We start from the raw sequence: 24,517 nt of genomic DNA, 5'->3' as shown, positions 1-24,517 counted from the left end.
ATAATTAGTGTCCCATTGTCGAAGGGATATCAAACTCTTTCTTTGCTCTTGCAAAAACTTCTAGAACTTTTGTTAGCTCACTCTTGTTGTGAGTGGCCATGTAACTTGTTCTGATTAATGCTTCACCCTTAGGAACTGCCGGTGGTACAACTGGAGTTGCAAAGACTCCATTTTCACCTAGAAATTTAGTTACAAGCATTGATTTAACATCATCACCAATAAAGATTGGAATAATAGGAGTTTGAGAGTTGTATGTATAGAAACCGATTTCCTGGAAACCATTTCTCATGAATTTAACATTGTCCCATAGGCGATCGTGAATTGTATCGTCAGAGTTAATAACGTCAATACATGCAGAAACAGTTGCTACAGCAGATGGTGCCATTGAAGCAGAGAACATGAAAGATCTTGCTAGGTGTTTTACATAGTTGATTGTTTCAGCATCACCTGAAAGAACTCCACCAATTGAAGCAAATGACTTTGAGAATGTTCCCATGTTTAAGTGAACCTTATCAGTTACACCAAAGTGGTTCATTGTCCCAGCGCCTTTTTCTCCCATAACACCGATACCGTGAGCATCGTCGACGTAAATATAAGCACCATACTTTTCAGCAAGTCTAACCATCTCTGGTAGGTTTGCAATATCACCAGTCATTGAGAAAACACCATCTGCAACGATGATTACTTTTTGGAAGCGATCAATATTTGCTTCAAGTTGCTCTTCTAAAGACTCCATATCGTTGTGGCGATACTTAAATGTCGTTCCCATTGCTAGGCGAGAGGCATCGATAATTGAAGCATGATTTTCTGAATCAAAGAGCATACAGTCTCTTGGGCCACAGATAGCAGAAAGAGCACCAAGATTTGTTTGCATACCAGTTGAGAAGATAAGAGCTTTTTCGTGTCCTAGGTAGCGCGCTAGCTTTTCTTCAAGTTCTTCGTGAATTGTTAGGTTACCGTTTAAGAAACGAGATCCTGTACAACCAGTTCCATATTTTTCAATGGCCTTAATGGCCGCTTCTTTTACGTGAGGGTGATGTGTTAGGCCTAGGTAGTTATTTGAACCGATCATGATTTGATCTTTTCCATCAATCTTTACTATCGTTCCTTCTGAGTCACCAATTTGGCGGAAAAAAGGATAAAGATCTTTAGATTTTAGCATTGCTGCCATGTCCATCAAGCGGTCAGCTGCGCTAGAAAATTTTAGTGCCATATTTCACATCTCATTCGAATTGTATTAATAATAGAGGTAAGCTTGAATTTAGCTAGATTGAGTTGACAAGTCAACAAATTATACGCACAGTGACAGCGCCTATGGTACTTAAATTATTCACTTTTAAAACATGCATCATGTTTATTATCTTAACTGTTTTTGCTTCGTGTCAGCAGCAGAATATTCAAGATGAAAAAACACAAATTGAAGTTTCTGATTGGAAACCTCCTTGTGATTTAAATACTTTTTGTGATCGAAAAGAAATCCTAAGCTCTCTAAATGGGCCTATTGAATACCGAAGTTCACTTGTAAGTATTTTAAATCGTTCAAAGAAAGAGTTCAAAAGGTATCACGTTCATTATGGAGATGATATCTACTATATTTGTGGCAAGCTTATTTCTGTTGGCGGCTGCTCTCATCTTTCACTTGAAGAAGGGGAGATGAGCACTGTTCAAGTCGAAATGTACTTAGCGGCAATGGCCAATTGCCATCACTATAAGTGCTATGATTATTTCCAAAGTCTTAGAGGAAAATTTTTAAAATTAGTTAATGCTACAAATTCTGACAAGGCCAAAAAGTCTTTCTATCTCATGGCCATCAAGCTTCCTAGGCCTTGGTTTGAGAAATCGGGAGACTTGAGAATGTTTATCTACTTACTTGAAAAAGATCAAGGCAGCATTGCTTACAAAGATCTTGGTGCCTTGATAAGTGCCATTCCGAATCATGAAGATCTCAAGGATTTTGTTGCAAAAAACTTCTTTAAAATTGATTCACATAAAACTGGAATATCTGTTTATCTGGCCCGCTACCTCGAGGCCTGGCACGATAGAAATTATAAGCGCTTTCTCACTGAGGGCATTAAGCAAGAAGATATTAATGCCTTCATTCTTAGTATGCCAATCGGGTGCCCTAAGCTTGAAACAATTCTTGCTTTCAAGGATTACTTTTCTAAAGGTAATGAGAGGGTATTAAAAGATATTCTCAAACAAGTTGAGTTAGATACTTACTTCAAAGAGTTGAATTTAAAAGAAAATAAAAGCTCTAAGTGCCTTTCTTCATTGCCGCCTGCTTCCTAAGCTCTTCTCCGCGGGCCTCTGAATTAATTGAAAGCACAAGATCTTCTTCGACTTCTTTGTCCATATTCATAAAGGCGATACCAATCCCCATTGGTGTTTCTTCATTATTTTCAATTGGCCAAGTCGCTGCAATTTTTACTTGTGGAATTTCAAATCGTTTCGACGCAAGTCTTACCGTTGCATTATCAAAAATTGATTCTTTCTTGAATTTGTCAGCGAAGTCTTTTGGGCAGTTAAAGCTAATTCCACCGGCCGAGATATCGTTGCAATCAAAGACATCTTCTTCGATTTTAATCTGAATAGGGATGTAAGCATTTGCATGCAAGCGGTAGTTAGATCGTTGCTGACTCTTATAGACGGGACGATCAACTTTAAGCTTATAAACTTCTTCTGCCGCAATGAAGCTTAGGTATGAACTCGAAAATAAAATAACTGATTTAAACTTAATTTTTAGAAGAACTTCATTGTCCTTGTTTTTTGAACCTGCCAATTTCGCAATTAGGCTTGCGTCAAAGTCTAGAGTGAATTCGAGTTCACTTTCATCAAAAGATTTAATTTTGAAGCTTTCGACTTTGTCTTTTTCTTGTCCTTTGCGCCAGATTTCAATGATTAATCCATCGCTTAGGGCCCTTTTTAAAAAACTTATCTTCTCTTCAAAGGGAATTTCTGAGAAATAAAATTTCTTATTCGCATCCATCAAGTTCTCACTTTAATAATCTCTAAATTAATTTAAGTGTTTAATATTAAATATATTCTAATCAAAGTTTTCATTCAGTTCAAATTGTGGCAAATTCTACAAATAAATACTCAAAATTATAGGAAATAACGAGGTATATATGAAAAGCGAAACTCCTGTGGTCAAGTATTTGGCGGATTATCATGCGCCAACTCACAAAATCGAGACAGTTAATCTTGAATTCCATTTAGATGATACAAAAACTCAAGTATATTCAACGATGGAAATTGTCCCATTAAGCGGTCAGACTCTTGAACTTAATGGTGAAGAATTAATTCTAAAATCTGTAAAAGTTAACGGCGAAGAATTTAAAAACTACAACGAAGAAAAAGAGATCTTAACTCTTAGTGCACTTCCAACAGAAAAGTTCACTCTTGAGATTCACAATGAAATTAACCCAAAGGCCAACACTGCTCTTGATGGTTTATATAAATCAGGTGGAATGTTTTGTACGCAAAATGAGCCTGAAGGATTTAGAAGAATTACTTACTTTATCGACCGTCCAGATAATTTAAGCATTTTTACAACTAAGATCGTTGCAGACAAAGCAGCATACCCATTTCTACTATCTAACGGAAACCTAATTGAACAAGGCGATCTAGAAGGTGGGAAGCACTTTGCTGTGTGGAATGATCCTTTTGCAAAGCCTGCATACCTTTATGCTCTTGTCGCTGGAGATCTTGCTCTAATTGAAGATACATTTACAACAAAGTCAGGCCGTGAAGTTAAGCTTCAGGTTTTTGTTGATAAAGGAAATGAAGATAAGTCTCACCATGCAATGGAATCACTTAAGAAGTCAATGAAGTGGGATGAAGATAGATTTAGACTTGAGTACGATCTTGATATCTATATGATTGTTGCCGTTGACTCATTCAATATGGGTGCAATGGAGAACAAAGGTTTAAATATCTTTAACTCTGCTTACGTTCTTGCTTCAAAAGAGACAGCAGAAGATCATAACTTCTTTGGTATTGAATCAGTAGTTGGACATGAGTACTTCCACAACTGGACAGGAAATCGTGTAACTTGTCGTGATTGGTTCCAGCTAACTCTTAAAGAAGGTCTTACTGTATTTAGAGACCAAGAGTTCTCTGCAGATCTAAACTCAAGATCAGTTTGTCGTATTAACGACGTTATTAATCTTAGAGCAGCTCAGTTCCCTGAAGATGCTGGCCCGCAGTCACACCCAATTCAGCCAAAGTCATACATTGAAATGAATAACTTCTATACCATGACTATTTATGAAAAAGGTTCAGAAGTCATTCGTATGTATCACACACTACTTGGAGAAGAAGGTTTCCAACGTGGTATGGATAAGTATTTTGAGCTATATGATGGGCAAGCGGTAACGACAGCAGATTTCACAAATGCAATGAGTGTCGCCAATGATAATTACGATTTCTCTCAATTTAGAAGATGGTATGATCAAGCGGGAACACCTGTTCTTGATGTAACGACTAGTTACGATGAAGCGGCAAATGAATTTACTCTAACTGTAAATCAATCAACGCCTGCAACTCCAGGGCAGCCAACAAAAGAGCCATTCCATATGCCATTTGTTATCGGACTTCTTGATAGCAAAGGTGTTGATATGAAGCTTGCTCTGAAAAATAGAGACGATCAAGCTGATCTTGGAAGAGGACTTCTTCATATTAAAAAAGATTCAGAAGTATTCGTATTTGAAAATATCACAGAAAGACCAGTAGCATCTCTAAATAGAAACTTCAGTGCACCTGTTGTTCTACGATCGGATCTAACAGATGGAGACTTCATTTTCTTAATGGCAAATGATAATGACGATTTCAATCGTTATGAAGCGGGACAAGCACTTGCTCTTAAAAATATTCATGCACTTCTTAGTGATTCAAATTACCAAGTTGATGAGAAATTTATTCAAGCATGGGGGGCAATCCTTAAGGATCAAAATATTGATGAAGAGTTTAAGGCCGTATGTCTTGGGCTGCCATCGATGACTGATATTGCTTCAACAATTACTATCCCAGATTATCGCGCTATCGATGAAGCAAGAGAAAAGTTATATACGCTACTTGCGAGTACTTATGAACAAGATCTAGTTGCTATTTACAATGATCTTAGTACGGAAAGAGAATTCAAGGTAGATGCTAAGGCAATGGGTGAGAGAAGGTTAAGAGGCTTTACTCTTAGTTGTCTTGCTAAAATTGATGGACACCAAGCTCTTGCTCGTAAGTGTTTTGAAACTGCGACAAATATGACTGATATGATGAACTCTCTAGCTGTTATCGTTCACGAAAAGCTTCCTGGTGCTGCTGAGTCTTTACAAGAGTTCTATACACGTTTTAAAGATCAAACTCTTGTTATGCAAAAGTGGCTAAGTGTTCAGGCAAGTTCAAGTGATGACTCAACTTTTGATCGCGTACAAGAGTTAATGAAAGATGAAGTCTTTGATATGAATGTACCAAACTTAGTATCGTCACTAATTGGAACATTTGCTCGTAATAAAGTTCAATTCAATCACGAAAGTGGACGTGGACTTAAGTTCATTGCTGAAATGATTAGAGAGGTTGATGCAATTAACCCTCAATCAGGTTCTCGACTTGCTGGTGCATTTAATGATTACCGTAAGATGCCAGCTGATCTTAAAGAGATTGCACGTCTTGAGCTTGAAGCAATCGTTAATGACGAAAAGACTTCGAAGAATGTTTTTGAAAAACTATCTAAAACTTTAAATTCATAGTTAACGAAGGGAGACTGGCGTGAGTGATAATATTTTTACTGAAGAACTTGAATTAAATTATACGGAAGTTGCTCCGGAAATTGATTTTAAAGAATTCGAAAAAGTTGTCTCTTCACGCCGCTCTGTTCGTGTCTTTGGTGATGAAGAAGTTCCGGATGAGGTTGTTCAAAAGGCAATTGAGCACGGTCTGCTTGCACCAAATTCATCTAATCTTCAACCTTGGGAGTTTCACTGGGTTAAATCTGAAGATAAGAGATCAGAACTTGCAAAACTTTGTTTTGGTCAAAATGGTGCCAAAACAGCCAAGCATCTAATTGTCTGTGTGGCAAAGACTGGCACTTGGAAGAGGAATTGTGAGCGCATGCTTGCTTCTCTTGAAGCTGCCTCAAAGAAAGATGGCATTGAAGTTCCTAAGGCCGTAAAAGCGTACTATTCAAAGATCGCCCCAATGGCCTATGGTTATATGGGACCTTTTGGTATTTTTTCACCTCTTAAATGGGCGTTCTATAATACAATTGGCCTATTCCAAGTGATCTTTCGTGAGCCAATGTTTCCATCTGAGCTTAGAACTTGGGCACATAAGACAACGGCACTTGCCTGTGAAAATATCATGCTATCAATTCGCGCTCAAGGTTATGACACGCTTCCAATGGAAGGCTTTGATGCTAAACGCGTAAAGAAGCTATTAGGTCTTGGATGCAAGGATTATGTCACAATGGTACTTGGAGTAGGAAAGCGTTCTAGTAAAGGCGTTTACGGCCCACAGTTTAGATTTCCAAAAGAAGATTTCATCATTAAGCATTAAGCACTATGCGATCATGTAGCGTGGAATGAATGGATAATAAAGAAGGCCTCTTCTTGTATTCAGTCGAATTCGAGAAATAAAGTTGGCCTGTTTGCTTTTGTTCTTAATTGAATTTCCCCCTTCTCCTCTCAATTCATTATTAGGATTCGTCAATAATAGGCAAAGAGTAAGAATTGAAAAATATTTCATATACACATCCTTAGTACATTCTCATTCTATCTGTCCCTAAGTTGAACGAAGTCAGCGCCTTGTAAAGTTCTTGTGATTTGTTACATCTTTAAATTTTCTTATTGATGTAAGTTTTGCTTATTTGCTCATAATTTAATTGTCACCTAAAATGGTAGCTAAGTTATAAAAATGAAAAGGATTTTCACATGAAATACTTATTAAGCTTACTTGTTACAGTAAACCTATTTGCAATCACTCCTCAAGAGCTATACGGATGTTTTGAAACAATTGAACATAATCAGCAGTCTGTTCCACATGGACCTGATTATGAGAGAAATCTTACCACTTATGAAGATTATAGCTTTTCTCGAACTTATAAAAATGTTGAGACTAATCGTATTGAGCCAATCAATGTTTTCAATTTCTTTACTGGTGTAAGAGATGATGTGTATTACTCGTATTCACCAATTATTCTCTTCCAAGACCTAGGTGAATATTCTTGGAGTGAGAATTCGCTAAGCTATGAGGTTGATGAGGATATTTATATGTATCGTTCGCAAAAAGAGATGTATGAGAAAGTTGATCACCGCCTAAAGCTTTCAATTAATAAAGTTGGAGCTTTCTTTGAGGGAAGTGTTGAACTAAGATCTCAAGCTCGCAATATCGATCGCGCTTTCACTTTTAAACTTAGAAAAGTTTCTTGTCCTACATCGTACTAATATCGTAAATAGACTTAAATAAAAGGCCCACAAGAACAACATTAAATGCTGTTGTGACTGTGGCCTTATTGCCATTAATAACTTGGCTTGAGCCGAGGTAATTCCCAAGAAGTCCTGCCGGCAGGGCGATTGCAACAATCTTCCACATAATAGCACCCTTGATTAAGAACGTAATAAAGGCCGCAATATTACTTACGTAGTTCATAAATGCCGCATGAGGTGAGGCATCAAGTATGTCGAAATGAAGAAAGAACATCATTGAGATGATAAGAAATGTTCCGGTTCCTGGGCCGAAGAAGCCATCATAACCACCAATGACTAGTCCAATAAGAACTGAGCGAAAAAGAACCTGCATCTTTTCAAGTGGAGAGTGATCCATTAATTCTCTTTTCTTCTTTAGATGGTTCATAAAGAAGATGATTGGAATGATTAAGATTAAAATATAGACCATGTGCTTTGACTCAAGGATAGTGCTAAGTTGGGCACCAATTAAAGAAGCACTAAAAGTTGCAATTGTTGGAGGTAGAATAAATTTAAAGTCAATCTTGCCACGCTTCACATAGCGAATGATTGAAAGTGATTTTGAAATACATGAAACACATTTATTCGTACCAAGCAGAAGGTGAGCAGGGACACCTGTTGCAATATAAGTAGGGATTGTTATTAGGCCACCACCTCCGGCCATGGAGTCGATAAATCCTGCGAAAGTAATGAGAGTAAAAATAATGAGAGCTTGAACTAATGTGAAATCTTCCATTCGGAGATTATCTCTCTTTTTGAATTAGAAAGATAGTAGAGGATGAAAATTATTCGCTATGGTTCTTTAGGGTATCTCTTAGAGCAGCCTCAAGAAAATTAAATGAGTACTCAAAGCCACAGGCCTTATTCTCCTCACATGAAACTTTTTGACTTGCGAGCATAATCTGAGACATTTCACCAAAAATTGTTTTAGCTGCAAATTCTGGAAGCGGAATAAAAGTAGGACGGTGAAGAACTCTTCCCAGTGTTTGTGTGAAATCAATATTTTCAATTGGGTTAGGTGCTACTCCGTTTATGACTTGTTTTTCGGTGTCATGTTCGATTAAGAAGCAGTAAAGGTCACAAAGGTCTCTAATGTGAATCCAGCTCATGTACTGATGACCGTCGCCAATACGTCCTGCAAGACCTAGGTTAAATGCGGGGAGCATTTTTGCAAGTGCACCTCCTTCACTTGAAAGAACAATTCCAACTCTGATAATTTTGACATCAATATCTAGGTTTTGAATTCTTAGTGCGCTGGACTCCCAGTGCTGACAGACTTCGGCCAAAAAATCACCGCTGATACTGCTGTCACTTGTGAGCTCTTCATCGGAGCGGTCGCCGTAAATACCAATTGCCGAAGTACTAACAAATTTTTTCGGCAGAGGGAGTCCTCTTGTTCCAAGCTGTTTTAATTTGTCGTGAAGTAAGTTTGTCGCGTTGATACGTGAGTTATAGATCTTGTCTTTCTTTTCTTCGCTCCAACGGGAGTCTGCGATATTTTCACCAGCAAGGTTAATGACGGCATCTACTCCCATAAGGGCCGCCATATCCATTTCGCCTTTTTCCACATCCCACTTGTAATACTTTACTTGCTCATTGCTTTGTTTATTTGAAATATCGCGTGTGAGTATGCGCACTTCCTCGTGGCCGTGTTCAAGCAAAGATTGTGTTAAATTTGTGCCAATAAAACCTGAACCACCACTAATTAATACTTTCATATTTTTAGTATATGGATGAATTGTGAAGAATTTATTAATGAAGTATGAGTGGGTACCACGAGTTTCGTAATACCCACTCTTTAGAATTTTTTAATTAAAGGTTGATCGACTTTCCATCTGACTTTAAGTCACGACAAGCTTGTGCAATACGTTCAGTCATTGCGTTTTCAGCTTTTTTCATCCAAGTTCTAGGATCGTATTGTTTCTTGTTTCCAACTTCACCTTCGATCTTTAGCATCTCATCGTAGTGCTTGAACATGTGATCAACTACTGGACGAGAGTAAGCATATTGAGTGTCAGTGTCGATATTCATTTTTACAACACCATAGTTTAGTGTTTCGTGAATTTCAGATAGCTCACTTCCTGAACCACCGTGGAAAACTAGCCAGTTTTCTGCATCTGCTCCAAGCTCAGCCGTAACAGCAGCTTGTCCGTCTTTTAAAACTTGTGGACGAAGCTTTACGTTACCTGGCTTATAGACGCCGTGAACGTTACCAAAAGTGGCCGCATACATAAACTTACCAAGAGGGCGAAGTGCTTTTGTTACTTCAACCATCTCCTCTGGTGTTGTGTATAATTTATCTGCTGGTGCATCTTCATTATTAACACCATCTTCTTCACCACCAACAACACCTGTTTCAATTTCAAGAATAATTTCACTCTTAGCACATCTCTCTAAAAGCTTCTTACTCATTTCAATATTTTCAGCAGTTGGTAGAACTGAACCATCAAACATATGTGAGTGGAAAAGGTTTGGTTGACCTTGAGCTCTTCTTTTTTCTGTTTCTTCAATAAGAGGAATTAAAAAGCTATCAACTTTTTCTGGGTGACAGTGGTCAGTATGTAGAGCAATAAGTACATCGTACTTTGCAGCAACAAGGTGAACGTGTTGAGCTAGAGAGATTGCACCTAAGACTTCATCTTTCAGGGCCTGGCCTGAAGCAAATGAACCACCTCCAGTTGAAACTTGGATAATTCCATCTGATTTCATATCAGCGAAGGCCTTGATGGCAGCATTTGCTGTTGAAGTAGATGTTACGTTAATGGCCGGATATGCGTATCCGCCTTTTTTAGCGCTATCTAACATATCGCAGTATTGTTCATAAGTAGCTATTGGCATCCAGTGCTCCTTTTAGTTATAGTAGGATTAAGATTCCACAACATTATAGAGGTCAAAGATGTCACTTGCAAATAAGGAAACACAAAAATTATCACCACAAGAATTAAGAGAGGTTTTGAAGACTGCTCGCGGCGATGGTGAGATTGATTTACTTATTAAAAATGTAAAGATTTTAGATCTTGTTAATGGGGAAGTGGTTGAGAGCTCAATTGCCATCTCTGGAAAAACTATTGCAGGAATTGGTAAGGAATACGATGAGCAGCCTGCTAAGCGTATTTATGACGCTGGTGGAGCGACAGCGGTTCCTGGCTTTATTGACGGCCACCTTCATGTTGAATCTTCAATGATGCACCCATTTGAATTTGAAAGGCTAACTCTTCCTCTTGGAACAACTACTGCCATTTGTGATCCACATGAGATTACTAATGTTATGGGTGATCGTGGTTTTTCTTGGTTTCTAAGATGTAGTGAACTGATGGATCAAAACCTCTTTGTTCAGGTGAGTTCGTGTATTCCTGCTCTTCCTGGCTTTGAAACAAACGGTGGTCAATTTGATATCATTGATATGAAAAAATATAAGGAGCATCCTCGTGTTCTTGGCCTTGCTGAAATGATGAATTTTCCAGGTGTCATCAATGGTGTGGAAGGTGTACTTGAAAAAGTTGAAGAGTTTGCAGAGCTTAATCTTGACGGGCACTCGCCAATGCTTCGTGGGAAACAGCTTAATGCTTATATCGCAGCAGGAATTCAAAATTGTCACGAGACAATCTTTGCAGATGAAGCAAAAGAAAAACTTCAAAAAGGTATGGGACTTATTATTCGTGAGGGATCTGTTGCCAAGAACTTAAAAACTCTGGCCCCAGTTGTTAACGAGTTTAACTCTTGTCAGTGTCTACTATGTACTGATGATAGAAACCCATATGAAATTTTTAATGAAGGTCATATTAACTATATGATCAAGAAAATGATTAATGAGCTTGGAACACCTGCACACATTGCTTATAGGCTATCAAGCTTCTCGGCCGCCAAACACTTTGGTTTAAAGAAACTAGGTCTGATTGCTCCTGGTAAACAAGCTGATATCGTTCTTGTTGGAAAACTTGAAGACGTTGATGTGAAGGAAGTATTTAAAAAAGGTAAGCTTGTAAGTGAGCTTGATTTACCTGCAAAGGTTAATGAGAAATTAGAAAAGTCTCAGCCGCCAAAAGAAAATACGATTAAGAGAAATTTCTTAGCACCTACTGATTTTAATTATGACCTGACACCAGGAACATATAACGTGATGGAAATTGTAAAAGATGAAATCATCACAAATCACTTAAAAGTAAAATTTGATGGTGAAGAATTTGAGCAAGATGATATTTCATTTATAACAGTTATTGAAAGATACGGACAAAATCGCAAGCCTAGTTTGGGCCTTGTTAAAGGTATGGGGCTAACTCGTGGAGCGATTGCTTCAAGTGTTGCTCACGACTCTCACAATATTGTCGTTATTGGAAAGACGCCTCAAGATATTGCAACAGCTGCTAATGAAGTTATTGAAAATGCTGGTGGCTTCTGTGTTGTGGATAAGGGGAGAGTCACTGCATCTCTTGCGCTTCCAATTGCAGGTCTTCTTAGTTTAGAGTCTGCTGAAACAATCAATGAGGGGATCATAAGACTTAAGGTCGCATGTAAAGAAATTGAAGTTGCGGTAAGTGAGCCTTTTATTCAAATGGCCTTCTTAGCTCTGCCTGTTATTCCAACTCTTAAAATAACAGACATGGGATTAGTTGATGTGACAAAATTTGAATTCATTGATTTAAAATGTGAAGAAGCTTAGTCAGTTAATTGAAGCAATTCCTGGGTGGCTATTTCTTACAATCACTGTGGGGGTGATTGCCTTATTTCTTGATCCAATCATGGGGCTTTTACAAAAGAGGGTTACTCAAGTTGAACAAGATAAACTAAGAGGTGATGCTCATACGGTATGTTTCCGTGACGATTTTTCTCAAAGTCGTCAACTTCAGGCCTGTCTCGATGGTAGAAAACTGGCAAAGTTAGACAATAAAAAGCAGCTAGAGTTGAAATATATTGAACGACTTTGTGAGATTAATGATGCGTCATCTTGCTATGAGTTAAGCCAGATCAAGAAAAAATTATTGCCTAAAGATGATTACAAAAGCCTTTTAAATAAGGCCTGCCGGCAAGGTCGCGGTGGTAGTATGCTGGCCTGTGGAAAGCTTGGAGAATTGATAGAATCTGATTCTCCAGCACTTTCAAAAAAATACCAAGAATACGCTTGTGCAAGTGGTCATAAAAAGTATTGTCTTTAGTTACGACAGCGCCACTATTTCTTTCCAATTCCGTTAAATTATGGTTAAATTCCGTTTCACTTAAGATTTATAACTAGATGAAAATACGAGGTTGATAATGGCAACTGTTCTTAAGCCTAAGAAAAAGTACACTTGGAAAAACACAGATAAAGCAACACTTAAGCAGTGGTATGAGCTACTAAGTCTTGGACGTATGTTAGATGATCGTGCGCCAAACTATCTTAAGCAAGCGATTGGTTGGTCTTACCACGCTCCATATGCAGGACACGATGGAATCCAACTAGCAATTGGTCAAACTTTCGAATTAGGAAAAGACCACTTATTCCCATACTACCGTGACATGCTAACTGCATTCTCGGCAGGTTTAACTGCAGAAGAAATTCTTTTAAATGGTATTTCAAAAGCCACTGACCTTGCTTCTGGTGGACGTCACATGTCTAACCACTTTGCAAAGCCAGAGTGGAATATTCATAACGTATCTTCTTGTACAGGTAACCACACGCTACACGCTGTAGGTACTGCAAGAGCATTCAACCGTTATAAGCATGATGGTGTTGTTTACTCTTCACAAGGTGAGTCTTCAGTTTCTGAAGGTTACTGTTATGAAGCGATCAACGGTGCATCTCGCGAGAAGCTTCCAGTTGTATTTGTATTCCAAGATAATGGATACGGTATTTCTGTTCCAAAATGTGATCAAACAGCAAACGAGTACGTTGCTGATAACTTTACAGGTTTCCTAAACCTTCACATCATTCACTGTGATGGAAAAGATATCTTTGATTCAATGAACGCGATGGCAACTGCAAGAGAAATTGCAGCAACTCAACAAGAGCCTGTAATTGTTCACGCTCGTTGTGTACGTATTCACTCTCACTCTAACTCTGATAAGCACGAGCTTTATCGTTCAGAAGAAGAAAGAGCAGAAGCGGCAGCTCAAGATCCATTAGTAGCATTTAGAAAAGAACTTGTTGCTAACAAGATCTTCACTGAAGCAGAGCTAGATGAAATCGATGCAGCTGCAAAGGTTGAACTACTTGAAGCTCACAAGAAAGCAATGAAAGCTCCAAACCCAACTCCTGAGTCAATCTATGACTTCGTACTTCCAGAGCCACACGTTCCAACGAAGTATGTTGACGGTACTCACAATGAGTCTGGTGAAGAGGTGAAGTTCATCGATGCAATCAATGGTCAACTTAAGAAAGAATTTAGACATAACCCAGATACTTTCATTTGGGGACAAGATATGGCCAACAAAGATAAAGGTGGTATCTTTAACGTTTCAAAAGGTATGCAACAAGAATTTGGTAAGGACAGAGTATTTAACGGTCCAATCGCTGAAGACTATATCTTAGGAACTGCAAATGGTTTCTCACGTTTCAACAAAGACATCAGAGTTGTTGTTGAAGGTGCTGAATTCGCTGACTACTTCTGGCCAGCAATGGAGCAATACGTAGAGTGTTCTCACGATTACTGGAGATCAAACGGAGCATTTGCACCTAATATCCTAATCAGACTTGCTTCTGGTGGATATATCGGTGGTGGACTTTACCACTCTCAAAACCTTGAAGGTAACTTAGCAGGTATTCCTGGTGTACGTATCGTATGCCCAGCTTTCGCTGACGATGCTGCTGGTCTTCTAAGAACTGCAATGAGAAGTGAAGGGCCAACTCTATACCTAGAGCCAAAGTCTCTATATAACGCAAAACAAGCAATGACTGTTGTACCAGAAGACTTTGAAGTTCCATTTGGTAAGTGTCGTGTAAGACGTGAAGGAACTGATCTTTCAATTATTACTTACGGAAACACAGTACACCACTCACTTGAAGCAGCAGAGAAACTTGCAGCTCAAGGTTATAGCGTAGAAGTTGTTGACCTTAGATCAATTGCTCCTCTAGATGAAGAAGGTGTTCTTGCATCTGTTAAGAAAACAAATAGAGCGCTAGTTGTTCACGAAGATAAGGTATTTGGTGGATTTGGTGGTGAAGTTGCTGCCATGATCAACGACAAAGGGTTTGAGCTTCTAGATGCTCCAGTTCAACGTGTTGGTTCGACTTTCACTCCAGTTGGTTTCAACAGAATCCTTGAAAAAGCAGTTCTTCCAAACACAGACCGTGTTGTAGAAGCTGCTCTTAAGGTTCTTAACTACTAGGTTCCTGGATACTTTTCGGGATGCATTGCATCTCTTGAGTAAGTATTCATACTAGGAATGATAAACTTTCTAGAGCTATCACATTTAGCATATTCAAATTCATTTTTAGATAGGCCCGCTTTAATACTGCGGGCCTCTTTGTCTGTATAACCTTTATTAAGCCATGATTCCAATGCATATGTTGTACCAAATAAATTTGGTAATGATTCATCAAAAATTTCAAATGATAATGTTTTATTGAAGTATATGTAATGGAATGTGCTGAATGGATAGTCTTGAACGAGTGAAGAAAGACCTGCTACAACAGGATTTCTTAAAATGTACTTATAGCAATTGTATTGATATTGAACTTTAGTTAATAGACTTGATTTGTACCTACCACCGTAAATTGAGTTTATATCACCTGTTCTTTTTTGTACTTCATGTGTTGACCTTTTCATGAGCCAGTACATTACCTTGTCAATATTCTCACGTGGCGTCCAAAGCATTAAGTGAAAGTGATTGTTCATTAAAACAAAGGCAATAACTTTGGCACCTTCTTCTCTACAAAGATCTTTTAGAATTTCATTATAGATTTCCCACATGACATAAATTGGTAAATTAAACCACTTCTTATTATGTGAGCGAGCAACGACATGATAAGGATATAATTTTGTACGAATGGTTGGTTTTCTAGGCATGCTTGTTATCTAGCACCTATAATTAAAAAAGGAAGCATACTAGCTTCCTTTCTTATTATTTTTTCAATATTGAAATATGAAACGTTGCATCCCGAAAAGTATCCAGGAACCTATTTGCTAGTCAGTGTGAAAACACCATCCCATTCCGGTGGAGGTGGGATAACCTTATAATCTTCACAGCGTTTAATATAAATCTCAGATGGATTTGTTTTTACACCTTTCAGATCAGGAAAGCGCATATATTCTAGCTCTAGAGTGTGTTTAAATAAATCAATGGCCTCATCCCATTTTTGCGCCTTATAAAGTAAGATAGCTTTTGAAAATTTATCAGCAAGCTCTTTTAAATAGTCTGGAGCAGTTGCTTTAAGTCCAAGTAGGTCATAACTTGTTACCGGAATTGATTTACCAACAACGCGAATCGTATCAAGCTCTCGCCATAGAAATTCATCTCCTGCAAGCTCAACCGTCTCTTTTGCAACTTGTGTGAAAATACCATATTGCTTTGCTGACTCTTCAAGACGGGCAGCAAGGTTTACAGAATCGCCCATCATTGTATAGTTCATACGAGAAGCAGAACCCATATTTCCTGTTACGATATCCCCTGAGTTAATTCCTATTCTCATTCTCATATCGTGAACAATCTTTGGCCACTTGTCTCCCTCTGAAACCCATTTTTTTCTTAGCTTTAGTAGTGCTTCTTGCATACGATGAGCAACCATACAGGCACGTTTAGCATGATCAGGAAGCTCCATTGGTGCACCGAAGAAAGCGATAATAGCATCTCCCTCATACTTATCAAGTGTGCCTTTTTCTTCAAGAAGTATATCGGTCATGGCCGTTAAGTATTCGTTTAAAAGCTCAACAAGCTGTGTTGCCGATAGCTTTTCTGAGAAGCTTGAGAAGCCTTGAATATCAGTGAAGTAGGCCGTACGAATTCCTGATGTACCACCAAGAGTTGGCGCTGAGCCTGCTTCATACATTTCATCAATAAGTTCAGGAGAGATATAACTTCCAAAAGCATTCTTTAAGAACGCCTTGTCTTGGTTTGCCATATAGAAGTTAACAATTGTATTCCACGAATAGCATAAGACTAGGGCAAAGAAGCACCAAAATAGCTTTGTTTCATACCCTTGTGGAATAAAGTAGAAAGTATCAGAGTAGTAAAGACCTGAGATCAAGACCACGAGTGTAAATAGATCAAAGATAGGGTTTTCTTTAAATTGTACTAGGAGGAGTATTAGTACAGATATGACAAGTAGGGCCCAAGATAGTTTGGCCGAGTCGATAAATTTTTTAAAGAAGTGGCCATCAATTAGCATCTGGACGAAGTTCATGTGGAACAGAACTCCTGGTAGCATTGAGTCGATTGGCGTATTTCTTAAGTCGTGTGCACCGTATGCAGTTGCACCTACAAAGACAAGAGAGCCTTCAAATAATTTTTTTAGTTCAGGATCATTAGGGTCTTTTTCGATGATTTGATAAATTGGAATTCTAGTATATGCATCGGCCCCTCCGATCCAGCGTACTTTAGTTTCACCTCTAAGGTTTAGCTCTACATCTCCCATTTTGGTTTTTAGAATCGGCACTCCACCTTGAGTACTGAGATCAAGTTCTGTTTTAAAAACATTCTTATTTTCACCTTCTTCGTTCTCATCAAATTCACCAATCCAATGCATATATGATGAAAGCCCATATGAAGGTACATGAATTTCTCTGTAAGGAAATGCAAGTGCTTTATAGTGTCTGATAACGCCATCATTATCTGCGCTGGCCTCAATGAAGCCTAGAGATGCTTCTGCATCGATGATTCCTTGTAGAGGGTATACGGAGTTTGAAATAATCGTTGGCTCCATATCATAATTTACTCCACCGGCCTTTGTGTTTAGGGCAAAAAGATATAGGTCTTCTGGTAAAGTAGGATAGTGGTCAGTCCCATATACTTCGAGGTTATAAGGCATAATGACTCGATTATTTGGAATTTCATGAAAGTATTCAATGGCCGAAATTAACTCATCATCTGGATTAACATCGTTGCATGTTTGAGATGCTTCTGAAAAGAAGACATCAAAGGCAATAACTTTTGCCCCGTAGCCGCGTAGTTTTCTTACCATTGTACCCCAATGAGAGCGAGTAATTGGCCAAGAACCGAGTCTTTTAATTGAATCATCATCAATATCGGCAAGAATTAGTTTTGGATTTGGTGTATTCTGATCCATCGTTTGCATCATTCTAAAATCGTAGAATCGATTTTCAAAAAATGATGCATATGAAGTGAGATTTCTAAAACCTATATCATATGTTCTAGAGTAAAGAGAGAAGAAGACACTGACGCACGAAAATAAAATGATAAAAAACAGTCCCGTGTATTTAATTATATTTTTCATAGCAATCCGTATTTCTTAATGCTTAGTAATAATAAGAGAAGTCAATACCCGTTTGATGGGCAGTATAATTACTTGTGTCTTCATCCGAGCTATTATTTGTGTAGATATACTCGAAACCAAATGCAAAATTTCTGTTAATAACACGTGTAAGTTTTGCATTTAATGAAGTCGTCATCTCAAGCCCTCGACTTGCATCAGTTGCAGCATCTTCATAACTAATGAAGTTTGTCGAAAGTCCGGCATTGAAACTAGTATTTGGAAAAAGGCCTGGCACAATATAATCAACACGAAATAGGTGAGAAGTCGTATTCAAGTTTGGAGAGTTTGTGTAATCACTACTATCAAATTGATATAATAAGACAAAGATTCCGTAGGTCTTTTTGATAATTTGATCAGCGGAAAGAATCATTGAGCTACGCTCTAGACTATCTACATAGTATGAATATGTTTGATACTTAAAAGTTAGAGTTGTATTACCCGTTTCGAAAAAAGGCATCTCACTACCAAGCTCTATTTGCTGAGAGCGATAGTTGAACTCTTTACTTTTTTGAGCATTAATATCTTTCGCTTGATAGTCATAAATGAGATTTGTAAAAAAACGAGCAGGCTTTTTATTGTAGCGATAAGCGAAATCAATATCAACTTCAGGAGTGATATTATAACTATCATTTGAATAAATTTCTGAATCAACGCGATCTGTATAGATTGTATTCTTAATCTCTAAAGAAGGTGTAATTGTATATCTTCTTTTAAAGTTAAAAGCCTTATCAATATTAAAACGAGTTTGAGAAATGAAAGAGTCTTTATTCGTGCCTGTTGAACTTGGAAGGTCATCTGATAGGGTCACATTATTATCATATGTAATTTTCTCTTCTACACTTAGGCTTAGTCTTTCACTTGGTAGAGGATCTCCGTTTACAAGCTTATCCTCTTCTAAGAAGAATTCTTTTTTTATTTCTTTTATACGATTATCAATATCATCAGCAGTGGAACTATTTGGGTCAAGATCGATGGCCTTGTAATAATCTGGCAGGATATACTTTTCGACTATTTCTCTGGTTCGACTTGTCTCTCTGGCGATTTCTAAATTCATATTTGCTATCTGAAAGTATGAAATCTGCTTCATCTCTTTAGAAGTTTTTTTGTCTTTTAAAAGTCGTCTAAAGTAGATTTTGGCATTCTTTGGTTCTTCTTTAAGCTGATAGATATAGGCGATATAGTAATTTGATTGTTCGACTTTATACTTGGCCTTCTCTGACTTTTTAAAGTTTTCAATGGCACTATCTAAATTGTTAATCGCAAAGTTGGCCTGTCCTAATTCATAGTAGAGCTCACTGGCCTTGTTTCCTTTTTTTAGCGCAGAATTAAATGCTTCAATCGCCTTGTTATATTCTTGAATACGAGAGTAAGAAATCCCCAGCAGGTAGTCTCGTACACCAGGTGACTTCGCACTTTTAAAATTCTTATAATTTGGAGAGTTAAGTAACTCGATAACTTTCTCGTAATCTGAGTTTTCAAATGCACGGTAAACAGGAGTCATGCTCTGGGCAAGTCCCACTGATGTGATACTAGCTAAGGCCAGTGCGATAAAAATTTTTTTCAAAGTCAGTCCTTTAACTTTTTATTAAAATCTAGGTATTTATAAATAATTTTACTGATAAATAGGACAATTGAATAGAGGGAATTTGGCCACAGAGCTAATTAGCTGTGGCCATATCTGAATTTAGAACTCGGTTATTTATTGGCGATCAAGGATGACTTTAACACGTGCTCGATTTGTTGAAGTCGTATTTGTTTGATCAAGCATTTGGTCGCGATCATCCATTGTCGTTTCCATAATATCTGGGCCACCATCAAGTGGCTTTGTATCGTCTGAAGGAATAGGAGCGCCTATTGGATCGTCAAATTCATCAACTTCGTCTTGATCGAAGATATTGATTGGTCCAGTCGGTACGAGCTCTGGCGCAGTCCCATCAGAAGCAGGTATGCGGTTAACAGTGATTACTGGGTCTTTTGGAATCATATCTCCATTTTCATTTACCACATAGAAGTCATTCTTATACTCACCAGTGTCCTTATCGAAGCTTCCCATCTGAATAGGAACAATAACTTCATTAGTCATTGGGTCTACTGGAGCATTTTTTGGTGGTGGAATATAGAGAACATTATTCGTATCGACATAACCACCTTCGGTCATTGTTCCTTTTGTCTGCACTCTTGATGAAGCTATCGTTGTAGCAGCTTGTGCACTAGGAATTTTGATACTAGCGTCGGCCTTGGCCATTTGTCCCATGATCTCAGATCCACCTGCTCCACTAAACTTTGAGCTATCCATTCCTGGAGGAATGATATTTCGACTCATCTGTTTTTTCTCTGATTTCTTTTGATCGTCATTTGATGATGTTTTAGATCCATCATTTGCCTCAAGGGCCTTTAGCTGTTGTTTATTAATTTTTACCGGTGCCATTGGTTTTGAATCAACCTTTGGCATAACCCCCGAAAGCTGTCCTTGGCGAACCATAACTGAAGTAGGTGATGAAACAACCTTCTCAAGTCTGTCTTGTAGGAAGCGGCTCTTCTTAAAGTTAGTAAGTGAACCCATCGCAACGGCACCTTCAAATGTAATAAGTGTCGTATTATTATTGGTAGGGTTAAAGTTAACTTGGAAATCAGTACCACGTACACCCATGGCCGCAGTTTTAGTTTTAATGAAAAGCTTTGATTTCTTCTTGTCGATCTCTAGGTAATTCTTAGATACTTTTGAACGAAGTTGACCATTAATAAGATTGATAATTCCTGCTTTCTTTTTTGGGAATTGCTCCACTTCAACTTCTGAATTCGCACCGAGAGTAAGATTTGATTTGTCGATAAAGAGTAGCTTTACAAAGCTTCGGGCCTTGGTCGTAATCTTAGCACCCTCTGGTACCCAATCTCCCTTCGCTAGTGGCTTTTTAGTTTGGGAGTAAAAGACATTTCCTCTTACTTTCATAACTTTGGCGACACCCTTTTCCGAATTTGCATTCAAGACAGAAATATTCGCTAAAATTGCTACAGATAAAATTACAAGTCTTAGTACCTTCATAATGAGTCCCCACAAAATCAATCTCATTTATACTTATCGTAGATCAAACTAATTTCTTAAGCTGAAACTTGTGTAAATGGCTAAAAATAAAGGGAGTTTGGATTGGGCTAACTTTCTGATATGACAAGAACTTGTGGCAGAGTGAACTGCCACAATACGTAATTTAGAGTACTTAGATAATTGTATCGAAATTCTCTGTCGGTCTACCGATTACCGCTTTCTTGTTATCATTAACAAGGATTGGACGCTCAAGAAGCTTTGGGTTTTCGTGAACGATTTTGGCCCATTCAATATTCGATAACTCTTTACCTGCAAGACCTAGGTCCTTAAATAGCGCTTCTTTTGTACGAATTAGACCTTCTAGTGGAGCTAGACCTGTGTATTTCACTAAGTCGATAAACTCTTTTTCCTCAACCCCATCTTTCAGATATTCTTTAACCCTAAAGCCAACACCTTCTTGGATGCCTTTATGTTCTAAATATTCTAGACCTTGGCGACTCTTAGAGCATCTTGGATTGTGATAATAAAGCATTAATTCTACTCCTGATAATTATCATATCAGTTCTTTTCTGATATATTGGGTTTTTAAAAAATAACTAACTAGGATTTTAGCCATGTCTTACGATATTGAAAATATCAAATCAGAATTTGCCGAACATGTTAAAACTTTACAGAATCAGATTAGTGACGAACTTAAGAGAATCGATAGAAAAATTAACTTAAATGAAGATATTTGGGAGAGAAAAGACTACGCTGGAAATCCTGGCGGTGGTGGAATCACTCGCGCTTTTGAAGGAGAGATCTTTGAGAACGCTGGTGTAAATACATCTCTTGTTTCTGGTGAAGTTGATCCTAAATTTGCTGCTAATATTGGTGGTGATAATAATCAAATGTGGGCAACGGGAATTTCTCTCATCATTCACCCGACAAATCCAAAAGTTCCAACAACTCATGCAAATTTTCGTATGATTCAGGCCGGTTCAAAAATTTGGTTTGGTGGTGGAGCAGACCTAACTCCTTACTTTCCACACGAAGAAGACTTTGAGTACTTTCACAAGGTTTGGAAGGACGCCTGTGAACCATATGGATACTGGGATGATTGGAAGAATCGTTGTGATAAGTATTTTGTAAATAAGCACAGAGAAGACGAAATGCGTGGAGTCGGTGGATTCTTCTACGACCATTTCTTTTCAGGTGACCCTGTTAAAGACCTGGCCATGTTTAAAGAGATTTCTTCAAACTTTATCAAGTCTTACTTCCCACTTGTTGAGAAGAGAATGAATGAAGCCTTCGATGATGAAGATGTGGATTTCCAATTACATCGTCGTGGCCGCTACGTTGAGTTTAATCTTCTTCATGATAGAGGAACTCACTTTGGTCTTAAATCTAATGGCCGTACAGATTCAATTTTAATTTCACTACCAAAGAGAGTGAAGTTTACTTATCGTTACGAGCCAACAAAGCCAGAGCATAAGAAGATGATGGAGTATTACTATCCAAAGGACTGGGCCTAGCTTTTAGCTGGCCTGTGCCTTAATGAGGTCTTCTAAGATCTCATTGGCATCAATTTCAACTCCATGGGACTGGGCCACAGCTTGAATCTCTTCAAGTTTTTTCTCTAGTTTCGTGATTTCACAAAGTAGACGGTAGCAGTTGTTAATCATCATAAATTACCCCTTTGTTAGAGTTGTTAAATATAAGTTTGGCACATCAAACTATTGGTGTCTATAAGAAAATACTTAATGGTCATAGTTTTAATTGATTTGATCAATACAATTTATTTTAATTTTACACAGTTTAGGAATTTATGTAAGGTGCCTGAATCCTAATTCGGATGCATTGCAAGATTAGTAAGAGGTAGAAAATGTCTAAAAGACTACAAGAATTATTAGAAGAAATTAAAGAATACACGCCAAAGCAAATGAGAACGCTTAGAAATAATCTTAATAACAGATTGCAAAGTTTTAAAAATGATTTCAAAGAACCAAAAGAGCTACAAACTTCTCATAAATTATATGGCCTTGAAGAAGGCGAGTGTCGCGAGCTTCTTGGTGTTGTAAAAAAAGAATTAATCAAAATGAAATTTTCTGATTTATAGAACATGCTCTACAACAGCTGTTGTAACAATGTAATATAAATGTAAAATCTTGGGCCTTGGCTTTAGTTGAACGCTTATCGAGGGTATGCTCCTTATATGCAAAAAGCCAAGCAAAAGCCCATTCTCAGAGGTTGGTCTCATCAGGCCATGTTCTTTATCTCCCTTGGAGCCTGTTCACTTCTCATAGCTAAAAGTGTAAATACCACTCAGTATATTTCGACTATCATCTATTCTCTAGGCCTTCTAATGATGCTTGGAGTGAGTGCCTTCTATCACCGAATTCATTGGGAGCCTAAAGCACGAGACCTTCTTGGCAGGCTAGATCATAGTGCTATTTACGTGATGATTGCAGGAACTTGTACGCCTATAACTCTTCTTGTTTTAAATGGAGAGTCCGGTTCGACTTTGCTTATTAGTATTTGGACTGTTGCTGCAATTGGTATCTTAAAATCAATCTTCTTTCCAAATTTACCTGAGAAGGTAAGTGCAATTATTTATCTGATACCTGGCTACATGGTTCTTCCATATTTATCTGAGCTTATCCCAAAATTAGGGATGACAAATATCTCGCTCTTAATTTCTGGTGGAGTTCTCTATACAATAGGTGCTATTTTTTACGGATTAAAGAAGCCTGGTAGGTATGCCAAGTGGTTTGGTTATCATGAATTATTTCATCTATTCGTTTGTGTGGCCGCGACGTTGCACTTTATGATTATCTATTCGATTGTTGGGTAGGTGATTTTTGAAATAGTTTGTGCCATTGGCGCCTGTGACGAACCGCTCGGGCGTTATGGTCACGATGACCTGTATGTCTGCGGGAGGCAGGAGCCGAAGCAGACTGAACCCTCGCTCTCGTATTTATTGGCAAGCTAAAGATTAGGGGCGCGCGCGCAGCGTCCCATTGACTGGCCTATGCCAGTCAATGACGCGGGCGTTACCAATCAGGGGCAATGTAAACATCAATCGCTGGATTATACTCTGCTCTTAGAGTTGACTTAATTGCCTCAAGAGTTCCAGTTGTCGATGATGGGCAAGTCCCACATGCACCTTGATAACGAACAAGTAGAATATTGTCTTCATAAGAAACAGTCTGAATATCTCCACCGTCAGCTTGTAGGTATTGTCTAACTGTACGATCAAGTACGGCCTCAATATCTTTTAGCTCTTGAGGTAGGTTTTCACGACGCTCTTTTTCTGGATCAAATTCTTCGTATTCTGGATTGTGATTTGGTAGATCGTGCTTGATTGTTTCAAGGATCTTTGGCTCAATATCATCCCAATCTTCATAATTGAATTTTGTCACTGTGATAACATTTTCAAAAAAGTGTAATTGGTCAATTCCACGAATTGTAAAAAGATTAACTCCTAGGTTAACCTCTCCACACTCCATTGGTGTTCTAAAAGTTGAAGAACCAGATGCTTTTACATTTTGATTTAAAATGAACTTAAGTGCATTTGGGTTTGGTGTTGGTTGAATGTCGATTGTTACTTCACTCATATACTTTACCTTTGTTACC

The 24,517-nt window shown here is 38.1% G+C and carries 23 protein-coding genes; 10 read left to right on the top strand and 13 right to left on the bottom strand.

Annotated features, from left to right (window positions below; all coding sequences use genetic code 11):
* Nucleotides 1-4: 4 nt before the first annotated feature.
* Nucleotides 5-1,213: a pyridoxal phosphate-dependent aminotransferase family protein gene (locus tag C0Z22_RS14310; protein ID WP_103219055.1), complete on the bottom strand. Its 1,209-nt coding sequence runs from the start codon at nt 1,211-1,213 to the stop codon at nt 5-7.
* A gap of 137 nt (nt 1,214-1,350) precedes the next feature.
* On the opposite strand from C0Z22_RS14310, the gene C0Z22_RS14305 reads away from it, so the two are divergent.
* On the top strand, nt 1,351-2,289 hold the full coding sequence (locus C0Z22_RS14305; protein WP_103219054.1) for a hypothetical protein: 939 nt from the start codon (nt 1,351-1,353) through the stop codon (nt 2,287-2,289).
* Here C0Z22_RS14305 and C0Z22_RS14300 read toward each other — a convergent pair.
* A complete protein-coding gene (locus C0Z22_RS14300) occupies nt 2,255-2,986 on the bottom strand; it encodes a PilZ domain-containing protein (protein ID WP_103219053.1) in 732 nt (243 codons plus the stop codon). The two genes, C0Z22_RS14305 and C0Z22_RS14300, sit on opposite strands and share 35 nt — an antisense overlap.
* A 139-nt stretch (nt 2,987-3,125) precedes the next feature.
* Here C0Z22_RS14300 and pepN point away from each other — a divergent pair, with 139 nt between their 5' ends.
* On the top strand, nt 3,126-5,741 hold the full coding sequence (gene pepN, locus C0Z22_RS14295; RefSeq protein WP_103219052.1) for an aminopeptidase N: 2,616 nt from the start codon (nt 3,126-3,128) through the stop codon (nt 5,739-5,741).
* A gap of 19 nt (nt 5,742-5,760) precedes the next feature.
* Nucleotides 5,761-6,546 carry a nitroreductase family protein gene (locus tag C0Z22_RS14290; RefSeq protein ID WP_103219051.1) on the top strand — a complete coding sequence of 262 codons (786 nt, stop codon included), beginning with the start codon at nt 5,761-5,763 and terminating at the stop codon, nt 6,544-6,546.
* A gap of 3 nt (nt 6,547-6,549) precedes the next feature.
* Here the strand turns inward: C0Z22_RS14290 and C0Z22_RS14285 are convergent, their stop codons facing one another.
* The gene (locus C0Z22_RS14285; protein WP_103219050.1) at nt 6,550-6,735 is read right to left on the bottom strand and encodes a hypothetical protein; all 186 of its coding nucleotides are present in this window, start codon (nt 6,733-6,735) and stop codon (nt 6,550-6,552) included.
* A gap of 185 nt (nt 6,736-6,920) precedes the next feature.
* Here C0Z22_RS14285 and C0Z22_RS14280 point away from each other — a divergent pair, with 185 nt between their 5' ends.
* The gene (locus C0Z22_RS14280; protein ID WP_103219049.1) at nt 6,921-7,433 is read left to right on the top strand and encodes a hypothetical protein; all 513 of its coding nucleotides are present in this window, start codon (nt 6,921-6,923) and stop codon (nt 7,431-7,433) included.
* On the opposite strand, the gene C0Z22_RS14275 is transcribed toward C0Z22_RS14280, so the two are convergent.
* The 3 genes from C0Z22_RS14275 to fbaA form a co-directional block, all read right to left on the bottom strand.
* Complete coding sequence (locus C0Z22_RS14275) at nt 7,420-8,190, bottom strand: TSUP family transporter (protein ID WP_103219048.1); 771 nt, start codon at nt 8,188-8,190, stop codon at nt 7,420-7,422. The genes C0Z22_RS14280 and C0Z22_RS14275 overlap by 14 nt on opposite strands.
* Before the next feature lie 49 nt (nt 8,191-8,239).
* On the bottom strand, nt 8,240-9,172 hold the full coding sequence (locus C0Z22_RS14270; RefSeq protein ID WP_103219047.1) for a TIGR01777 family oxidoreductase: 933 nt from the start codon (nt 9,170-9,172) through the stop codon (nt 8,240-8,242).
* A gap of 94 nt (nt 9,173-9,266) precedes the next feature.
* Entirely contained in the window at nt 9,267-10,292 is a 1,026-nt protein-coding gene (gene fbaA / locus C0Z22_RS14265; RefSeq protein WP_103219046.1) for a class II fructose-bisphosphate aldolase, read from the bottom strand.
* 58 nt (nt 10,293-10,350) lie between these two features.
* On the opposite strand from fbaA, the gene adeD reads away from it, so the two are divergent.
* The 3 genes from adeD to C0Z22_RS14250 all read left to right on the top strand — a co-directional run bounded on the left by adeD (nt 10,351) and on the right by C0Z22_RS14250 (nt 14,756).
* Nucleotides 10,351-12,114 (top strand): adenine deaminase, encoded by a 1,764-nt coding sequence (gene adeD, locus C0Z22_RS14260; RefSeq protein WP_103219045.1) that lies wholly within the window; start codon nt 10,351-10,353, stop codon nt 12,112-12,114.
* Nucleotides 12,101-12,607 carry a hypothetical protein gene (locus C0Z22_RS14255; protein WP_103219044.1) on the top strand — a complete coding sequence of 169 codons (507 nt, stop codon included), beginning with the start codon at nt 12,101-12,103 and terminating at the stop codon, nt 12,605-12,607. Before adeD ends, C0Z22_RS14255 begins: the two co-directional genes overlap by 14 nt.
* A 97-nt stretch (nt 12,608-12,704) precedes the next feature.
* On the top strand, nt 12,705-14,756 hold the full coding sequence (locus C0Z22_RS14250) for a thiamine pyrophosphate-dependent enzyme (protein ID WP_103219043.1): 2,052 nt from the start codon (nt 12,705-12,707) through the stop codon (nt 14,754-14,756).
* On the opposite strand, the gene C0Z22_RS14245 is transcribed toward C0Z22_RS14250, so the two are convergent.
* From C0Z22_RS14245 to C0Z22_RS14225, 5 genes are all read right to left on the bottom strand, one after another.
* The gene (locus tag C0Z22_RS14245; RefSeq protein ID WP_103219042.1) at nt 14,753-15,436 is read right to left on the bottom strand and encodes a transposase; all 684 of its coding nucleotides are present in this window, start codon (nt 15,434-15,436) and stop codon (nt 14,753-14,755) included. The two genes, C0Z22_RS14250 and C0Z22_RS14245, sit on opposite strands and share 4 nt — an antisense overlap.
* Nucleotides 15,437-15,546: 110 nt before the next feature.
* Nucleotides 15,547-17,820, bottom strand: a complete 2,274-nt coding sequence (locus C0Z22_RS14240; protein WP_103219041.1) for an adenylate/guanylate cyclase domain-containing protein — start codon at nt 17,818-17,820, stop codon at nt 15,547-15,549.
* 22 nt (nt 17,821-17,842) lie between these two features.
* On the bottom strand, nt 17,843-19,423 hold the full coding sequence (locus C0Z22_RS14235) for a hypothetical protein (RefSeq protein WP_103219040.1): 1,581 nt from the start codon (nt 19,421-19,423) through the stop codon (nt 17,843-17,845).
* A 135-nt stretch (nt 19,424-19,558) separates the two neighbouring features.
* Nucleotides 19,559-20,902: a FecR domain-containing protein gene (locus C0Z22_RS14230; protein ID WP_158246942.1), complete on the bottom strand. Its 1,344-nt coding sequence runs from the start codon at nt 20,900-20,902 to the stop codon at nt 19,559-19,561.
* Nucleotides 20,903-21,074: 172 nt separating this feature from the next.
* Entirely contained in the window at nt 21,075-21,434 is a 360-nt protein-coding gene (locus tag C0Z22_RS14225) for an ArsC/Spx/MgsR family protein (RefSeq protein WP_103219038.1), read from the bottom strand.
* Nucleotides 21,435-21,516: 82 nt separating this feature from the next.
* Between C0Z22_RS14225 and hemF the strand changes: the two genes are divergently transcribed.
* Nucleotides 21,517-22,416: an oxygen-dependent coproporphyrinogen oxidase gene (hemF, locus tag C0Z22_RS14220; protein ID WP_103219037.1), complete on the top strand. Its 900-nt coding sequence runs from the start codon at nt 21,517-21,519 to the stop codon at nt 22,414-22,416.
* A 3-nt stretch (nt 22,417-22,419) separates the two neighbouring features.
* Here the strand turns inward: hemF and C0Z22_RS16065 are convergent, their stop codons facing one another.
* A complete protein-coding gene (locus C0Z22_RS16065) occupies nt 22,420-22,569 on the bottom strand; it encodes a hypothetical protein (RefSeq protein WP_158246941.1) in 150 nt (49 codons plus the stop codon).
* A 197-nt stretch (nt 22,570-22,766) separates the two neighbouring features.
* On the opposite strand from C0Z22_RS16065, the gene C0Z22_RS14215 reads away from it, so the two are divergent.
* Nucleotides 22,767-23,000: a hypothetical protein gene (locus C0Z22_RS14215; RefSeq protein ID WP_103219036.1), complete on the top strand. Its 234-nt coding sequence runs from the start codon at nt 22,767-22,769 to the stop codon at nt 22,998-23,000.
* A gap of 96 nt (nt 23,001-23,096) precedes the next feature.
* On the top strand, nt 23,097-23,735 hold the full coding sequence (locus tag C0Z22_RS14210; protein WP_103219035.1) for a hemolysin III family protein: 639 nt from the start codon (nt 23,097-23,099) through the stop codon (nt 23,733-23,735).
* A 199-nt stretch (nt 23,736-23,934) separates the two neighbouring features.
* Here C0Z22_RS14210 and C0Z22_RS14205 read toward each other — a convergent pair whose 3' ends face one another.
* Nucleotides 23,935-24,498 carry a NifU family protein gene (locus C0Z22_RS14205; RefSeq protein ID WP_103219034.1) on the bottom strand — a complete coding sequence of 188 codons (564 nt, stop codon included), beginning with the start codon at nt 24,496-24,498 and terminating at the stop codon, nt 23,935-23,937.
* Between the last annotated feature and the right edge of the window lie 19 nt (nt 24,499-24,517).

The organism is Halobacteriovorax sp. DA5, assembly GCF_002903145.1.
Lineage (GTDB): Bacteria > Bdellovibrionota > Bacteriovoracia > Bacteriovoracales > Bacteriovoracaceae > Halobacteriovorax_A.
This window is presented reverse-complemented; position numbering and strand designations above follow the sequence as displayed.

What these genes read in the sequence shown, in the direction of transcription:
- C0Z22_RS14310 (WP_103219055.1), bottom strand. Translation starts at nt 1,213, where the DNA reads ATGGCACTAAAATTTTCTAGCGCAGCTGACCGCTTGATGGACATGGCA.
- C0Z22_RS14305 (WP_103219054.1), top strand. Translation starts at nt 1,351, where the DNA reads ATGTTTATTATCTTAACTGTTTTTGCTTCGTGTCAGCAGCAGAATATT.
- C0Z22_RS14300 (WP_103219053.1), bottom strand. Translation starts at nt 2,986, where the DNA reads ATGGATGCGAATAAGAAATTTTATTTCTCAGAAATTCCCTTTGAAGAG.
- pepN (WP_103219052.1), top strand. Translation starts at nt 3,126, where the DNA reads ATGAAAAGCGAAACTCCTGTGGTCAAGTATTTGGCGGATTATCATGCG.
- C0Z22_RS14285 (WP_103219050.1), bottom strand. Translation starts at nt 6,735, where the DNA reads ATGAAATATTTTTCAATTCTTACTCTTTGCCTATTATTGACGAATCCT.
- C0Z22_RS14280 (WP_103219049.1), top strand. Translation starts at nt 6,921, where the DNA reads ATGAAATACTTATTAAGCTTACTTGTTACAGTAAACCTATTTGCAATC.
- C0Z22_RS14275 (WP_103219048.1), bottom strand. Translation starts at nt 8,190, where the DNA reads ATGGAAGATTTCACATTAGTTCAAGCTCTCATTATTTTTACTCTCATT.
- C0Z22_RS14270 (WP_103219047.1), bottom strand. Translation starts at nt 9,172, where the DNA reads ATGAAAGTATTAATTAGTGGTGGTTCAGGTTTTATTGGCACAAATTTA.
- fbaA (WP_103219046.1), bottom strand. Translation starts at nt 10,292, where the DNA reads ATGCCAATAGCTACTTATGAACAATACTGCGATATGTTAGATAGCGCT.
- adeD (WP_103219045.1), top strand. Translation starts at nt 10,351, where the DNA reads ATGTCACTTGCAAATAAGGAAACACAAAAATTATCACCACAAGAATTA.
- C0Z22_RS14250 (WP_103219043.1), top strand. Translation starts at nt 12,705, where the DNA reads ATGGCAACTGTTCTTAAGCCTAAGAAAAAGTACACTTGGAAAAACACA.
- C0Z22_RS14245 (WP_103219042.1), bottom strand. Translation starts at nt 15,436, where the DNA reads ATGCCTAGAAAACCAACCATTCGTACAAAATTATATCCTTATCATGTC.
- C0Z22_RS14240 (WP_103219041.1), bottom strand. Translation starts at nt 17,820, where the DNA reads ATGAAAAATATAATTAAATACACGGGACTGTTTTTTATCATTTTATTT.
- C0Z22_RS14230 (WP_158246942.1), bottom strand. Translation starts at nt 20,902, where the DNA reads ATGAAGGTACTAAGACTTGTAATTTTATCTGTAGCAATTTTAGCGAAT.
- C0Z22_RS14225 (WP_103219038.1), bottom strand. Translation starts at nt 21,434, where the DNA reads ATGCTTTATTATCACAATCCAAGATGCTCTAAGAGTCGCCAAGGTCTA.
- hemF (WP_103219037.1), top strand. Translation starts at nt 21,517, where the DNA reads ATGTCTTACGATATTGAAAATATCAAATCAGAATTTGCCGAACATGTT.
- C0Z22_RS16065 (WP_158246941.1), bottom strand. Translation starts at nt 22,569, where the DNA reads ATGATGATTAACAACTGCTACCGTCTACTTTGTGAAATCACGAAACTA.
- C0Z22_RS14215 (WP_103219036.1), top strand. Translation starts at nt 22,767, where the DNA reads ATGTCTAAAAGACTACAAGAATTATTAGAAGAAATTAAAGAATACACG.
- C0Z22_RS14210 (WP_103219035.1), top strand. Translation starts at nt 23,097, where the DNA reads ATGCAAAAAGCCAAGCAAAAGCCCATTCTCAGAGGTTGGTCTCATCAG.
- C0Z22_RS14205 (WP_103219034.1), bottom strand. Translation starts at nt 24,498, where the DNA reads ATGAGTGAAGTAACAATCGACATTCAACCAACACCAAACCCAAATGCA.